Origin of the sequence: Rhodovulum sp. HP10 (genome assembly GCF_047553435.1) — a bacterium.
Lineage (GTDB): Bacteria > Pseudomonadota > Alphaproteobacteria > Rhodobacterales > Rhodobacteraceae > Rhodovulum.
The window spans coordinates 4070100-4084148 of the sequence record NZ_CP180201.1 but is presented as its reverse complement, the minus strand read 5'-3'; the positions used below and the strand labels follow the sequence as shown (position 1 = coordinate 4084148).

The window sequence follows — 14049 nt, the reverse complement described above, 5'->3', positions numbered from 1 at the left end:
GGTTCAGGCGTCCTTCTCGCGGGCGGCTTCCTCGACCGCGTCTTCGGCTTCATGGCTGACGATCAGCCCCTGCTGGCGGCCGGTGACGATCCGGAATGCCGCCTCGACCAGCCTGTACAGCATCATCGCCACGCCGAAGGGAATGATCGCATAGGGCACGGCGATGGGGAGTTTCTCGTAAGGGTCCTCGCCCTCGGGCAGGAACAGATATTCCAGCGGCGCGCGCAGGATCTCGGGCAGCGGGATCCGTTCGGTCGGCACGTAGCCGCGATAATCCCAGGGCTTAAGTTCCTTGAGGCCGGTCGGGAACCAGTGCCCGGTGGTCGGCGGAAGGTTGGCAAAGGGCGCCCAGTAATCCCAGGCCCCCTTCATCATCAGCGCCGCATAGACCAAGCAGATCGCCACCGCGACCAGCGACAACAGCCGCTGGCTTCGCGACGACACCATGTTGAGGACTGCGTCCACGCCGAGGTGCATGGTGATCTTGAAGCCATAGGCGATGCCGAACAGCACCAGCCAGGCAAACAGGGTCAGCGTCAGCTCGAGGCTCCAGACCAGGCTCGCGTTAAAGCCGTAACGCAGCACCACGTTGACAAAGGTGACCAGCACCATGAGCCCCAGCAGAAGGGCGATCACCGTCTCTTCGACGGCATGAACCGCGCGTCCCAGCGCGGTCCTTGGCCGATAGGCTCCACTCATCGCCCCAAGCCTCCCTCTGGCATGGCGAAACCGCGCCGGGAACGGCGGCCCCCTGACGGAAGCCGCCGCCCTGCACGGTCACAAAGCGTCAGTATTGTTCGTTGATTTCCTGCGCCACCGCGATGGCATCGGCACCGACATCGGCCTCGAACTGGGCCCAGACCGGTTTCATGACGTCAACCCAGGCCTGACGCTGCTCGGGCGTCAGCGTGCGCACCGTGGTGCCCGCCTCGATGATCGCCTGCTTGGCCGCTTCGTTGACATTGGTCGATTCGGTGTTCCGCTCGACCGTCACCTCCTGCAGGATCGTGGCAAGCTGGTCGCGGATCTCGGGATCGAGCCCCTCCCACCATTCGACCGAGGTCACGACCATGTAGTCGATCACGCCGTGATTGGATTCGGTGATGCCGTCCTGCACCTCGAAGAATTTCTGGGTGTAGATGTTCGACCAGGTATTCTCCTGGCCGTCGACGACACCGGTCTGCAACGCGCCATAGACCTCGGAGAAGGCCATCGGCTGCGGGCTGGCATCGAGCGCCTCCATCTGCGCCACCAGCACGTCCGAGGCCTGCACCCGGAATTTCAGCCCTTTGGCATCCCCGGGCAGCAGCAGCGGCTTGTCGGCCGAGAACTGCTTGAGCCCGTTATGCCAGAAGGCCAGCCCCAGAAGACCCCGGCGCATCATCGACTGCTTCATCGCCTCGCCGGTCTCGGAGGTCTGGAACGCGTCGATGGCGTCCATGTTCTTGAACATGAAGGGCAGGTCGAAGATCCGCAGCTTCTTGGTGTATTTCTCGAATTTCGACAGCGACGGCGCGGCCATCTGCACATCGCCGTTCAGCATCGCCTCCAGCACCTTGTCGTCATCGTAAAGCGTGGTGTTGGGATAGACCTCCATGCAAACCTTGCCGTCCATCTCCTTGTTGACCCGCGAGGCGAGCAGGTCGGCGGCAAGCCCCTTGGGGCTGGTCGCGCTGGTCACATGGCTGAACTTGATCACGGTCTCGCCCGGATCGCAGTCCGCAAGAGCGGCTCCGGCGGACAGGGTCAGCGCCATGGCCGTGGCGGCGGTAGTCAGAGCTTTCATGCGATCCTCCCTTGAGATCTGTTTTGGTGTCTGACGTCCTCCCCCTCGAGGACGCAGGCCCGGTTTATTGCCGATGATACATCTAGTCTCAAGTGGAACCAATTGCCTATACTAGGGAACTGCGCGCAAAAGTCGCCCCCCCCTGGGAACCCGCCTGTCAAAGCCCTTGCCGGTCGATTGCGGCCATTCCTCCGGTCAGAAACGGTCACGCGCGATTTCTCGTCGACCGGCCGCCGCATCCCGCAGTTGGCCGAATTGCGCGAAAGCCCCGCAATCCCTGTCCGTGGCGCCGGAATTGCGGTGGCGCGGTCGTGGGCATCCTGCCGGGGCCGAGGCGCAATCGGAAACCGGCGCGCTTCGGTGCGCTGCGGATTTGACTGCGGCAGGAAACCGGGATTGTCGAAATGGCAACCGGTATTCGAGGCAATATCGCCTCCGCTCCCGCCATCGCCCGGCGCCGTGAGATCGATGTGTCGGAGCGAAGCCCGCACTCCTGCGGCCATGCGAGGGCCACTGGCAGAGATGCACCGCAGCCGCGGACGGGCCAGAGGCATGTCGGCAAAGGTCACCGAGAGAGACCGCGTGCACTGCAATCTGCCGGGTCTGATCTTTTCCTTGCCAGATTTTAATATTCTTCCAAATATCAAAAGACCTAAAGGCGATTGCACCGGAGAATGTATCGCCGCCGGGAAGACATTCTGCTCTGGCCGCGCGGACGACATGATGTCCCTATCGGTGATGCGGCATGGTTTCGCCCCGGACATTCCCGCTTGATTTGAGTCATGGTGGCGGCTACCGCAATTGGCGAAAACCTGGCCCGCCGGGTGATAACGGCATTGCGACCTGCCTGAGGCCGCTATTGGGGTTTTCCCGCCCGAGAAGGACACCTAGAAGGAGGAACGGGGCATCTGCCCCGTCACGTGACACTGATGAACCAGCAGACTGCCGTGACAGAGCCCGCCAAGAAAACCCTGCCCGATGCGCAGACCGTGACCGAGGTCCGCCACTATACCGACCGGTTGTTCTATTTTCGCACGTCGCGGCCGCAATCGCTGCGGTTCCGTTCGGGCGAGTTCGTGATGATCGGGCTGCCCGGCGATAACGGCAAGCCGATCATGCGCGCCTATTCGATCGCCTCGCCCTCCTGGGATGACGGGCTCGACTTCTATTCGATCAAGGTCCAGGACGGCCCGCTGACCTCGAAGCTGCAGCATATCCAGCCCGGCGACGAGATCATCCTGCGGCCCAAGCCCGTTGGCACGCTGGTCTTGGACGCGCTCCTGCCCGGCAAGCGGCTGTGGTTCCTCGCGACCGGCACCGGCATCGCCCCCTTCGCCAGCCTGATGCGCGACCCCGATACCTATGAGCGGTATGACGAGGTCATCATGATGCATACCTGCCGCGAGGTGGCGGAACTGGAATTCGGGCGCCAGCTGGTCGAGAGCCTGCCCGAAGACCCGCTGATCGGGGAATTCGTCGGCAACAAGCTGAAATACTACCCCACGACCACCCGTGAGACCTCGAAATGGATGGGGCGGGTCACCGACAACCTCGCCTCGGGCAAGGTCTTCGCCGATCTCGGCCTCGCGGGCACGCAGATGGATCCGGCCACCGACCGCGCCATGGTCTGCGGCTCGCTCGATTTCAACAAGGACGTGATGGCGATCATGGAAGGCTGGGGCCTCAATGAGGGCGCCAATTCCGAGCCTGCCGAATATGTGGTCGAGAAGGCCTTCGTCGGCTGACATCCCGCCATCAGGCAGCTTCAGATGCGCCCTGTCCGGATCTCTCCCCGGGCGGGGCGTTTCCGTATCCGGAGCCACAGATCCGCGCGGCGAGATAAAAAAACCGCCGCACTCCCGGGCAGGAGGCGGCGGTCAGGAAGCGGTCCGGCGCACGGAAGAGGCAGACTTCGAAACGACCCGGGGACGGGTCCGGCACTGGACAGCAGGCAGAGGGAACAGTCTCAGACGAGGCCCGGCAGATGCAGCCCCGCGATCAGCAGAACCATCAGTGCAGCAGCTCCCGCGGCGTCCTGCCAAAGCGTGGCGCGACAGCGGCTCAGAACGGATTTCAGCTCGGTCAGCATGGGTTTGGGCTCCCGTTTGATCGGTGTTGCCATTTTGTTCTCATTTTCAGGGACGCCTGTAAAGAACTTTTTAGGAACATTTTGATTTGCCTTCCGAATCAGGTCTTTAACCGACCTTGATAAGACGAATCGTCTTGTCGCGTTCCATCAGCCAGAGCAGCACGCGCACCGCCTGCCCGCGCGGCCCGGCAAGTGCCGGATCCTCGGCCAGAAGCCTGCGCGCATCGCTTTGCGCGACCGCCATCAGCCCCGCCTGCCGTTCCAGATCGGCGATGCGAAAGCGCGGCAGGCCCGATTGCGCCGTGCCGATCAGATCGCCCGCGCCACGCATCGCCAGGTCTTCCTCGGCGATCCGGAACCCGTCCTCGGTCTCGCGCAGGATTTCCAGCCGCCGCCGCCCCGCCTCTCCCAAGGGCGCCTGATACATCAGAAGGCAAGTCGAGGCCGCCGCCCCGCGCCCGACCCGGCCGCGCAGCTGGTGCAACTGCGCCAGCCCGAAGCCCTCGGCCCGCTCGATCACCATGATCGAGGCATTGGGCACGTCCACGCCGACCTCGATCACCGTGGTTGCGACCAAAACCGAGGTCTCGCCCTGCTGAAAGGCGCGCATCGCGGCGTCCTTCTCGGCGGGCGGCAGCTGCCCATGCACCAGCCCGACCTTCTCGCCGAAGACCGCGCGCAACCGCTTGAAGCGTTCCTCGGCGGCGGTCAGGTCCGAGACCTCGGATTCCTCGACCAGCGGACAGACCCAATAGGCCTGCCGCCCCTCGGCCACCGCCTTCTGCAGATGCGCCACCACCTCGTCCATCCGCTCGACCGAGACCAGCGCGGTCTTGACCGGGGTCCGGCCCGGCGGCTTCTCGTCCAGAACCGAGACGTCGAGATCGCCGTAGCCCGCCAGCGCGAGGCTGCGCGGGATCGGGGTCGCGGTCATCACCAGCATGTCGACGCCCCGCCCCTTGGCGCCAAGCTCCAGCCGCTGGGCCACGCCGAAGCGGTGCTGTTCGTCGACGATGGCGAGCCTGAGATCGCGGAAGGCCACATCCTTCTGGAAAACCGCATGGGTGCCCACCAGCACCTGGATCTCGCCCGAGGCCAGGGCCGCCAGCTTGGTCTCGCGCTCGCGCCCCTTGTCGCGGCCGGTCAGGATCCCGATCCCCACGCCCGCGCTTTCGGCCAGCGGCGACAGGCTTTCCAGATGCTGGCGGGCGAGGATCTCGGTCGGGGCCATCATCACGCCCTGCCCGCCCGCCTCGACCGCGACCAGAAGCGCCATCCACGCGACCAGCGTCTTGCCCGCGCCGACATCGCCCTGCAAAAGCCGGGTCATCCGCGCCTCGGCCGCCATATCCGCGGCAATCTCCGCCATCGCACGGCTCTGGGCCCCGGTCGGACGGAAGGGCAGCGCCGCCAGCGCCTTCTGCCGCAGCAGCCCGTCGCCCTGGCTTGCCCGCCCCTTGCCGCGACGCTGATCGGCCCGCGCCAGCGCCAGCGTGACCTGATGGGCCAGCAATTCGTCATAGGCCAGCCGCTGCCGCGCGGGTGCGGTGGCCGCGATGTCGCGCGCGGATTGCGGCGCATGGGCGGCCGTCACCGCCGCGCGCCAGCCCGGCCAGCCTTCGCGTGCCAGAAGCGCGGGGTCGATCCAGTCCGGCAGATCGGGCGCGCGGGTCAGCGCCGAGGCCACGGCCTTCGTCATCGTCTTCAGCGTAAGCCCGGCGGTCAGCGGATAGACCGGTTCGAAATCCGGGATCTCGGCGGCCTCGTCCAGCGGCAGAACGTGATCGGGATGCACGATCTGGGCCATGCCGTCGAAGATCTCGACCTTGCCCGAAATCACCCGCCGCGCGCCTTCCGGCAGGATCTTCGACAGGTAATCGCCGCGCGCATGGAAGAAGACCAGCTGAAAGGCCGTCGCCGCATCCTGCACCTGAATGCGGTAGGGCCGGCCCTTGCCGGAGGCGGGCATATGGGCGCCGACCAGAACCGCGACCGTCGCAACCTCGCCGGGCGCGACGCCCGCGACCGTCTCGACCGGACGGCGGTCGATGCCGGCATGGGGCAGCGTGAAAATCAGATCGCGCGGCTTCTCGATGCCCATCTGCGCCAACAGCTTGGCCGATTTCGGTCCGATGCCGTCAAGCTTATCAAGCGCCCCGAACAGCAGGAACAGGATATCGGGCCGACCGCTCATGCGCCCTCGATCAGCGCCAGCCAGCCGTCCTCGTCGACGGTCTCGATCCCCAGTTCCTCGGCCTTCTTGGCCTTCGACCCGGCGCCCGGACCCAGCACCACCAGATCGGTCTTCTTCGAGACCGAGCCCGCGACCTTGGCCCCCAGCGCCTCGGCCCGCGCCTTGGCCTCGGCCCGGCTCATCTTCTCGAGCGTGCCGGTAAAGACCACGGTCTTGCCCGCAACGGGGCTGTCGACGGCCGCCCTAGGCGCCACCGGCGCGACCGTCAGATGCGCGACCAGCCGGTCGATCGAGGCACGCTCGGCCTCCTGATGGAAAGCGGTGATCAGCGAGGTAGCCATCACCGTGCCGACCCCGTCAATGGACAAAAGCGCCTCCCATTCCGGGCCCTCGCCGACGGTGGCATGGGTGACCGCCGCCTCGAAGGCCTCCCATGTCTGGAAGTTGCGGGCCAGAAGATCGGCCGCAGCCTCGCCCAGATGGCGAATGCCGAGCGCGAAGATCAGCCGGTCGAGCGGGATCGTCCGCCGCGCTTCGATTGCCGCGAAGAGGTTCGTGGCGGATTTCTCGCCCCAGCCCTCGCGGTTCTTCAACTGCTGCAAGCCCTCGCCGTAATGCGCCTCAAGCTCGAAGATGTCGGCGGGCTCCCTGATCCAGCCATCCTTGTAAAGCGCCTCGACCTGTTTCGCGCCCAGCCCCTCGATGTCGAAGGCGCCACGGCTGACGAAATGCTTGAGCCGCTCGACCGCCTGGGCTGGACAGATCAGCCCGCCCGAACAGCGCCGGACCGCATCGCCCTCTTCGCGGATCGCCTCCGAGCCGCATTGCGGGCAGGTTTCGGGAAAGCGGTAGGGCGCCGTGCCCTCGGGGCGTTTCGCGAGATCGACATCGGCCACCTTCGGGATCACGTCGCCCGCGCGATAGACCTGCACCCAGTCGCCCTCGCGGATGTCCTTGCCGCCCCGGATCTCGTTGCCCTTCGAATCGCGGCCCGCGATGTAATCCTCGTTATGGAGCGTCGCGTTCGAGACCACGACGCCGCCCACCGTCACCGGATGGAGCCGCGCCACCGGCGACAGCGCCCCGGTGCGGCCGACCTGGATCTCGATCCGGTCGAGCCGGGTCCAGGCAAGCTCGGCCGGGAACTTGTGGGCGATGGCCCAGCGGGGCGTGGTCGCGCGGAAGCCCAGCCGCTCCTGCAGGGCAAGCTCGTTCACCTTGTAGACCACGCCATCGATGTCATAGCCCAGCGTCGCGCGGCGCTGTTCGATCCCGGCGTAATGTGCGGCCAGTGCCTCGGGGCCATCGCAGAGCACCGTCAGCGGATTGACCTGAAAGCCCAGCGTTTTCAGCCGCCCGATCGCCTCCATCTGGGTCGTGGCCAGGGGCGCCGAGACCTCGCCCCAGGCATAGGCGAAGAATTTCAGCGGCCGGGAGGCGGTGACGGAGGGGTCGAGCTGGCGCAACGAGCCGGCGGCGGCATTGCGCGGGTTGGCGAAGGTCCTGGCCCCGGCCCCGGTCTGACGCGCGTTCAGCGCCTCGAAATCGGCATGGGCCATATAGACCTCGCCGCGGACCTCGAGGATGTCGGGGGCGCCGGTCAGTGTCGCCGGGATGTCGGCGATGGTGCGGGCATTGGCGGTGACATTCTCGCCGACCTCGCCATCGCCCCGTGTCGCCGCCTGAACCAGCCGACCGCCTTCATAGCGCAGGGACAGCGAGAGCCCGTCGATCTTGGGCTCGGCCGTGTAGAGGAGTGCCGCGTCATCGGCAAAGCCCAGATAGCGGCGGATACGGGCATCGAACTCGGCCACATCCGTGCTGTCGAAGGCGTTGGCCAGTGACAGCATGCGCCGGACATGCGCGACCTTGGCGAAGCCCTCTGCGGGGGCGGCCCCGACCCGGTCCGACGGGCTGTCAGGACGCTTGAGCGCCGGGAAACGGGCCTCGATGGCCGCATTGCGCCGCTTGAGCCCATCATAGGCTGCGTCCGACAGCGTGGGCGCGTCTTCCTGGTGATAGGCGGCATCGGCCCTGGCAATGGCCTCGGCCAGCCGGGCCAGCTCTGCCCGCGCTTCGCTCTCCGACAGCGTTTCGACTAGACGTTCGTCGGTCATTCCGACCCCCCGCATTGCCCCTTGCAGAGTGATAGGGGGCCGGCGGCCGGATTTCCAGCGGATGCGTTCGCCGCCTCAGGCGCCGAGCGCGAAAGAGCCTGACATGGCCTGATCCGGCTCGGGGTCGCGCAGCACATAGCCCCGGCCCCAGACAGTCTCGATATAGGTTTCGCCGCCGGTGGCCTGGGCCAGCTTCTTGCGAAGCTTGCAGATGAAGACGTCGATGATCTTCAGCTCGGGCTCGTCCATGCCGCCATAGAGATGGTTCAGGAACATCTCCTTGGTGAGGGTCGTCCCCTTCCGGAGCGAGAGCAGTTCGAGCATCTGGTATTCCTTGCCGGTCAGATGCACCGGCTTGCCCTCGACCTCGACCGTCTTGGCGTCGAGATTGACCTCGATCTTGCCGGTGCTGATCACCGACTGGGAATGGCCCTTCGAGCGGCGGATGATGGCATGGATGCGCGCCACCAGCTCTTCGCGATGGAACGGCTTGGTCATGTAGTCATCGGCGCCGAAGCCGAAGCCCTTGATCTTGTTCTCGGTATCGGCGGCCCCCGACAGAATGAGGATCGGGGTGTCGATTCTCGCCAGCCGCAGCTGGCGCAGGACCTCATGCCCGTTCATGTCGGGCAGATTGAGGTCAAGAAGAATCAAATCGTAGTCATAGAGCTTTGCGAGATCTATGCCCTCCTCCCCAAGGTCCGTGGTATAGACGTTGAGGTTGGCATGGGTCAGCATAAGCTCGATGCTCTTCGCTGTGGACGGATCATCTTCCACCAACAGAACGCGCATGGCTAGGTCTCCGTTAAGTACCGTGGACTTTGTCGAAACCTGACGAACAATGGTTAATTGCACGTTACCTTAATATTTACCCTAGCATTTGCAATTTATGGTTGTCCATACGCAATCTGACTCATCCACTTCACGGCTCGGTTCGACGTGTGGATTTCAGCGATGTGACCTTCAGTCCGGCGATGCCGTGATCGCGCACCGCCTTCTTCCAACTACCGAATTCTTCACAAGAAAGTTTATAGCGGTCAAGCGCTTCCTCCTCCGAAATGAGCCCTGCGGCAACCGCCTTGACGACGGCCGCCTTGCGGCTGGCCACCCAGCGCCGCGTATCAACCGGAGGAAGATCGGCCCGGCTCATCGTGCTGCCGTCGGGCAGGTTAACGGTGCGCGGTCCATCGATGCGTTTCAGGAACATGCCTACTTATCCCTTGCAAATCCGGCGTGAGGGTGGCGTTTTCCTGCTTAAAGGAGGGTGAAGGCGGGACTTGAGAGTATCTCGCATTTTCCTATATTGTCCGAGACTTGTTCCCTGGAGTTCCCAAGATGCCTCTCGACGGCGCCGCGCGCCCTCTGAACTCGCTGGGCTTTGCGAAGCCCGAATCCGAAACCCGCGTCCTCGTTGCCATGTCCGGCGGGGTCGACAGTTCGGTCGTGGCCGCGCTGCTGGCCGAGCAGGGCTATGACGTCGTGGGAATCACCTTGCAGCTTTACGACCACGGCGCGGCGCTGGCCAAGAAGGGCGCCTGCTGCGCCGGCCGCGACATCCATGACGCGCGGCGGGTGGCCGAAAGCGTGGGCTTCCCGCATTACGTGCTCGACTACGAGAACGTGTTCCGCGACGCGGTGATCGAGGAATTCGCCGACAGCTATCTTGCCGGCGCGACCCCGGTGCCCTGCATCCGCTGCAACGAGCGCGTGAAGTTCCGCGACCTGCTGGCGACGGCCAGAGATCTCGAGGCCGACTGCATGGCGACGGGCCATTACATCCAGCGCAAGATCGGGCCGAACGGACCCGAACTTCATTGCGCGGCCGATCCGGCGCGCGATCAGTCCTATTTCCTGTTCTCGACCACGCCCGACCAGCTGGACTATCTGCGCTTCCCGCTGGGGCATCTGCCCAACAAGGATGCGACCAGGGCGCTCGCGGCGAAATACGGCCTTCCGGTGGCCGACAAGCCCGACAGCCAGGACATCTGCTTCGTGCCCGAGGGCAATTACGCCTCGGTGATCGAGAAGCTGCGCCCGGGCGCGGCCGAGCCGGGCGACATCGTCCATGTCGATGGCAGGGTGCTGGGCAGCCATCGCGGCGTGATCCATTACACGATCGGCCAGCGCCGGGGGCTTGGCATCGGCGGTCTCGACGAGCCGCTATATGTCGTGCGGCTCGATGTCGACGCCCGCCAGGTGGTGGTGGGGCCGAAGGAAATGCTTGCCACCCGGATCGTCCCGGTGCGAGAGATCAACTGGCTGGGCGACCGGCCGCTGAACGCAGAGCCCGAATGGGAGGTGTCGGTCAAGGTCCGTTCGACCCGCCCGCCGCGCAGTGCGATCCTGCGCCCGCTTTCGGACACCGAGGCCGAGGTCGAGCTGCTGACACCGGAAGAAGGGGTCAGTCCCGGCCAGGCCTGCGTTCTGTATGAAACCGGCAACAGTCGGGTATTGGGCGGCGGCTGGATCTGGCGCGGTCACAATCGGGGTTGAGGCGCCATGCGCGACATGCATCCTGCCCCGGTCAGATAGAATGGAGGATACACGGATGCGCTCTTGGCTTGCCCCTGCTCTTGTCGGGGCTCTTCTGGCCCCGCCCCTCTGGGCCGACGCGAGCCGCGACGAGAGGCTCGAGGCGGCGCATGACTATGTCCATCGCGCCGTGTCCGACATGGATCTCGAGGAGATCGTGCGCTCGATGTGGCGCCCGACCGTCGCCAGTATCGAGGCCTCGGGCAACCGGCTCACGACATCGCAGCTCCGCCGGATAGAAACCCTGTATTACGATATATATACGGATCGCCTGCGCGCGCTGATGCTGGAGCAGGATGAATTGATGGCCGACCTGATGACACTGGACGAAATCGAGGCCCTGCGCGATTTCTATGCCACGCCCGAGGGGCGTTCGGTCATGCAGAAACTGCCGAAAATCCTGAACGCGCAGCAGCCGCAGATCATCGAGCTGGTGAAAAGCACGATGCCCGAAGTCCTGTCGCAGATGCAGGGAATCATCGAAAAGCCCTGACGAGGCCGTCAGGGGGTGCCGCGCGGCTCTCGGCGGTCGCTGTCGATCCCGTCCAGGACCGCGCGCGCCGCCCGCAGCCCCGGCTTCTCGCCGCCCTGCCCCAGACGCTCCATCGTCAGCCGCATCGCCTCGAGCTGGGGCGCCCGGTAGGCCGGATCTTCCAGAAGAAGGCAAAGTGCGGCGGCGATCGGACCGGGCTGGCAATCGGCACCGAGGAATTCGGGCACGGCTAGGGTCTCGCTGACGATATTCACGAGGGTCACGGTCGGCAGCCGCAGCATCCGGCCGATGATCTGGCGGCTGAGCCAGTTCATGTCATAGGCGATGACCATGGGCGTATCGGTGGCCGCCAGCTCCAGCGAGACCGTGCCCGACGCCGCCAGCGCGAGATCGGCCGCGGCAAAGGCCGCCCGCTTGTCCCTAGCCGCGCCCGCCGGATCGGCGCGCGGGTCGATCACCAGCGGCGTGCCGGGCCAGCCGGCACTCAGCCCGGCCACCAGCTCCGCAACGCCCGGGGCGGCGGGCAGCACGATCCGCAGCTCGGGATGCTGGGCCAGCACCGTCTGCAGCGCCTGCCCGAAAACCGGGGCCAGGCGCGCGACCTCGCCCCGGCGCGAGCCCGGCAGCACCAGACAAAGCGGGGCCTCGGGGTCAATGCCGTGGCGGGCGCGAAAGGCAAGCGCGTCTTCGGGAGTCGCGCGCGGCGCGGCCACGACCGGATGGCCGACGAAATCGCAGCGCAGCCCCGCGGCCTCCATATAGGGCGGCTCGAACGGGAACAGCGCCAGCACCTGGTCGATCACCCCGGCCATGCGCCCGGCGCGCCCCGGACGCCAGGCCCAGACCGTCGGCGCGACGTAATGGACGGTCCGCACATGGCTTTGCGCCTTCACCCGGCGTGCCACGCGCAGGCAGAAATCGGGGCTGTCGATGGTAATCAGCGCATCGGGCGAGAGCCGCACCACCTCGGCCGCGCATTGGTTGATCCGGCGCATCAGCGCCGAATAGCGCGGCAGCACCTCGGCAATGCCCATCACCGACAACTCGTCCATCGGAAACAGGCTTTCCAGCCCCTCGGCCGCCATCTGCGGCCCGCCGACGCCGAAGAAGGCGACCTTTGGATCGATCTGGCGCAGCCCCGCCATCAGCGCCGCCCCGAGCGCATCGCCCGAGGCCTCGCCCGCGATCAGGAAGATCCGGGTCACGGCTCGCGGATCCAGAGGAACAGCCCCAGCGCATCGGCCCGGGCAAGCGTCTCGTCCGGCTCGAGCACAAGCACGCCCCCGGCCTCGACCGCGATCCCCGCAAGCCCGGCGCGATGCGCCGCCTCGAGCGTGGCGGGGCCGATGGAAGGCAGATCGATGCGACGTTCCTGCCCGGGCTTCGGTGCCTTGCACAGAACGCCCTTAGCGCCCTTGGGGTCGGGGCGGCAGGCGCCCGCGACATCCGCGACCCAGGCCAGCATCGCATCGGTGCCGGGCAGGGTCTCGACCGCGAGGCAAAGCCCCTGCGCCACCACCGCGCCCTGCCCCAGATCGGAGCCGCCAAGCGCCGCCACGATGGCGGCCGCGCGCGCGGCATCGCGCCGGTCGGCCTCGGAGGGCTGGGCCGCGGTCGGGATACCGGGCGGCGGCAGCAGCCCGGGCGCCACCTCATCGGCGCCGACGACCTCGAAGCCGTCCTCCTCGAACAGAGCGATCACCGCGCGCAGCGCGCCATCGTCGCCCTGGGCCAGCAGCGGCAGGATGCGGGGCAGCATCTGCGCGGTGCGCGGATCGATCCGTTCGGGCTCGAGCCGGGGCCGGTGCACCGTCCCGGCCAGCACCACCCGGCGCATGCCGCGCTCGTGCAGCAGATCGAACAGCAGCGCCAGTCGCTCCAGCGCGAAGGTCTCGACCGGCCAGTGCCCGGCTTCGGCCATTTCGTAGCCCTCGACCTGGGCGATCAGGAAGGGCGTGCCCGCGGCTTCCATGGCGCGGGCGAGATGGGCGGGCAGCGCGCCGCTTCCGGCGATCAGGGCAGTCGGAATGCCGGTCATGGCTTCGGCGTCAGGAAAGAGCGGTCGGTTTCGGCCAGCACGAAATCGACCATCTGCCGCACATGATCGCTGTCGGTCGCAGCGGCAAGCCGCTCGGCCCGGTCATGGAAGGTGCCATCGCCGGTCGCGAGCTCCTGGAAGGCCGCGCGCAGCGCCGAGATCTCCTCGCGCGAGACGCCGCGGCGCTTGAGACCGATCAGATTCAGCCCGTCCAGCACGCCACGCGGCCCCTGGACCAGACCGAAGGGGATCACGTCATTGGTGACCATGGTCACCGCGCCGATGATGGCGCCCTCGCCCACGCGCACCCATTGGTGGATGCCCGACAGCCCGCCGATCACGACATTGTCGCCGATGATGCAATGCCCGGCCAAAGCCGCGTGATTGGCCATGATGACGCCATTGCCGACCTGGACGTCATGACCGACATGGCTGCCGGTCATGAACAGGCAGTCATCGCCGACCCGGGTGATGCCGCCCCCGCCCTCGGTGCCGGTATTCATCGTCACCGCCTCGCGGATGCGGTTGCGCCTGCCGACGATCAGCCGGGTCTTCTCGCCGCGGAATTTGAGATCTTGCGGGATGTCGCCGATATTGGCGAAGGGAAAGATCTCCGTCCCCTCGCCGATTTCGGTCAGTCCGGTCACGATGGCATGGCTTTTCACCACCACGCCGGGGCCGAGACGCACCTCGGGCCCGATCACCGAGAACGGGCCGATGACGGCCCCGGGGCCGATCTCGGCCCCCGCCTCGACGATGGCCGAAGGGTGGATCGTCGCACTGGGGTCGATCGCCATGCG

14 protein-coding genes are annotated in these 14049 nt (G+C 66.2%); 4 read left to right on the top strand and 10 right to left on the bottom strand.

Annotated elements, in window-relative coordinates; all coding sequences use genetic code 11:
- Positions 1-3 precede the first annotated feature (3 nt).
- Both ACK8CO_RS19155 and ACK8CO_RS19150 read right to left on the bottom strand, forming a co-directional pair.
- Positions 4-699: a TRAP transporter small permease gene (locus tag ACK8CO_RS19155; protein WP_080616387.1), complete on the bottom strand. Its 696-nt coding sequence runs from the start codon at positions 697-699 to the stop codon at positions 4-6.
- Positions 700-787: 88 nt separating this feature from the next.
- A complete protein-coding gene (locus tag ACK8CO_RS19150; protein WP_414897675.1) occupies positions 788-1786 on the bottom strand; it encodes a TRAP transporter substrate-binding protein in 999 nt (332 codons plus the stop codon).
- 552 nt (positions 1787-2338) lie between these two features.
- Between ACK8CO_RS19150 and ACK8CO_RS19145 the strand changes: the two genes are divergently transcribed.
- Both ACK8CO_RS19145 and ACK8CO_RS19140 read left to right on the top strand, forming a co-directional pair.
- A complete protein-coding gene (locus tag ACK8CO_RS19145) occupies positions 2339-2560 on the top strand; it encodes a hypothetical protein (protein WP_414897674.1) in 222 nt (73 codons plus the stop codon).
- 155 nt (positions 2561-2715) lie between these two features.
- A complete protein-coding gene (locus ACK8CO_RS19140) occupies positions 2716-3531 on the top strand; it encodes a ferredoxin--NADP reductase (protein WP_080616389.1) in 816 nt (271 codons plus the stop codon).
- Between the two features lie 221 nt (positions 3532-3752).
- Here ACK8CO_RS19140 and ACK8CO_RS19135 read toward each other — a convergent pair whose 3' ends face one another.
- From ACK8CO_RS19135 to ACK8CO_RS19115, 5 genes are all read right to left on the bottom strand, one after another.
- Positions 3753-3908, bottom strand: a complete 156-nt coding sequence (locus ACK8CO_RS19135) for a hypothetical protein (protein WP_414897673.1) — start codon at positions 3906-3908, stop codon at positions 3753-3755.
- A gap of 73 nt (positions 3909-3981) precedes the next feature.
- Positions 3982-6069 carry an ATP-dependent DNA helicase RecG gene (recG, locus tag ACK8CO_RS19130; protein WP_414897672.1) on the bottom strand — a complete coding sequence of 696 codons (2088 nt, stop codon included), beginning with the start codon at positions 6067-6069 and terminating at the stop codon, positions 3982-3984.
- A complete protein-coding gene (gene ligA, locus ACK8CO_RS19125) occupies positions 6066-8186 on the bottom strand; it encodes an NAD-dependent DNA ligase LigA (RefSeq protein WP_414897671.1) in 2121 nt (706 codons plus the stop codon). Before ligA ends, recG begins: the two co-directional genes overlap by 4 nt.
- Positions 8187-8261: 75 nt before the next feature.
- Entirely contained in the window at positions 8262-8978 is a 717-nt protein-coding gene (gene ctrA, locus ACK8CO_RS19120) for a response regulator transcription factor CtrA (RefSeq protein WP_080616392.1), read from the bottom strand.
- A gap of 130 nt (positions 8979-9108) precedes the next feature.
- On the bottom strand, positions 9109-9393 hold the full coding sequence (locus tag ACK8CO_RS19115) for a DUF1153 domain-containing protein (RefSeq protein WP_080616393.1): 285 nt from the start codon (positions 9391-9393) through the stop codon (positions 9109-9111).
- A gap of 128 nt (positions 9394-9521) precedes the next feature.
- Between ACK8CO_RS19115 and mnmA the strand changes: the two genes are divergently transcribed.
- Both mnmA and ACK8CO_RS19105 read left to right on the top strand, forming a co-directional pair.
- Positions 9522-10679: a tRNA 2-thiouridine(34) synthase MnmA gene (gene mnmA / locus ACK8CO_RS19110; RefSeq protein WP_080616394.1), complete on the top strand. Its 1158-nt coding sequence runs from the start codon at positions 9522-9524 to the stop codon at positions 10677-10679.
- 55 nt (positions 10680-10734) lie between these two features.
- Positions 10735-11211, top strand: a complete 477-nt coding sequence (locus ACK8CO_RS19105; RefSeq protein WP_196774227.1) for a DUF2059 domain-containing protein — start codon at positions 10735-10737, stop codon at positions 11209-11211.
- Between the two features lie 8 nt (positions 11212-11219).
- Here ACK8CO_RS19105 and ACK8CO_RS19100 read toward each other — a convergent pair whose 3' ends face one another.
- Genes ACK8CO_RS19100 through lpxA form a run of 3 tightly spaced genes read right to left on the bottom strand, consistent with a single transcriptional unit; the run spans position 11220 to position 14046 of the window.
- Entirely contained in the window at positions 11220-12416 is a 1197-nt protein-coding gene (locus tag ACK8CO_RS19100) for a lipid-A-disaccharide synthase (protein WP_414897670.1), read from the bottom strand.
- Positions 12413-13249, bottom strand: a complete 837-nt coding sequence (locus ACK8CO_RS19095) for an LpxI family protein (RefSeq protein ID WP_080616397.1) — start codon at positions 13247-13249, stop codon at positions 12413-12415. Before ACK8CO_RS19095 ends, ACK8CO_RS19100 begins: the two co-directional genes overlap by 4 nt.
- Positions 13246-14046 (bottom strand): acyl-ACP--UDP-N-acetylglucosamine O-acyltransferase, encoded by an 801-nt coding sequence (gene lpxA / locus ACK8CO_RS19090; protein WP_080616398.1) that lies wholly within the window; start codon positions 14044-14046, stop codon positions 13246-13248. The genes ACK8CO_RS19095 and lpxA overlap by 4 nt, the downstream gene beginning before the upstream one ends.
- Positions 14047-14049 lie beyond the last annotated feature (3 nt).

Coding starts and splice junctions, on each gene's coding strand:
- ACK8CO_RS19155 (WP_080616387.1), bottom strand. CDS start 699: ATGAGTGGAGCCTATCGGCCAAGGACCGCGCTGGGACGCGCGGTTCAT.
- ACK8CO_RS19150 (WP_414897675.1), bottom strand. CDS start 1,786: ATGAAAGCTCTGACTACCGCCGCCACGGCCATGGCGCTGACCCTGTCC.
- ACK8CO_RS19145 (WP_414897674.1), top strand. CDS start 2,339: ATGTCGGCAAAGGTCACCGAGAGAGACCGCGTGCACTGCAATCTGCCG.
- ACK8CO_RS19140 (WP_080616389.1), top strand. CDS start 2,716: ATGAACCAGCAGACTGCCGTGACAGAGCCCGCCAAGAAAACCCTGCCC.
- ACK8CO_RS19135 (WP_414897673.1), bottom strand. CDS start 3,908: ATGGCAACACCGATCAAACGGGAGCCCAAACCCATGCTGACCGAGCTG.
- recG (WP_414897672.1), bottom strand. CDS start 6,069: ATGAGCGGTCGGCCCGATATCCTGTTCCTGCTGTTCGGGGCGCTTGAT.
- ligA (WP_414897671.1), bottom strand. CDS start 8,186: ATGACCGACGAACGTCTAGTCGAAACGCTGTCGGAGAGCGAAGCGCGG.
- ctrA (WP_080616392.1), bottom strand. CDS start 8,978: ATGCGCGTTCTGTTGGTGGAAGATGATCCGTCCACAGCGAAGAGCATC.
- ACK8CO_RS19115 (WP_080616393.1), bottom strand. CDS start 9,393: ATGTTCCTGAAACGCATCGATGGACCGCGCACCGTTAACCTGCCCGAC.
- mnmA (WP_080616394.1), top strand. CDS start 9,522: ATGCCTCTCGACGGCGCCGCGCGCCCTCTGAACTCGCTGGGCTTTGCG.
- ACK8CO_RS19105 (WP_196774227.1), top strand. CDS start 10,735: ATGCGCTCTTGGCTTGCCCCTGCTCTTGTCGGGGCTCTTCTGGCCCCG.
- ACK8CO_RS19095 (WP_080616397.1), bottom strand. CDS start 13,249: ATGACCGGCATTCCGACTGCCCTGATCGCCGGAAGCGGCGCGCTGCCC.
- lpxA (WP_080616398.1), bottom strand. CDS start 14,046: ATGGCGATCGACCCCAGTGCGACGATCCACCCTTCGGCCATCGTCGAG.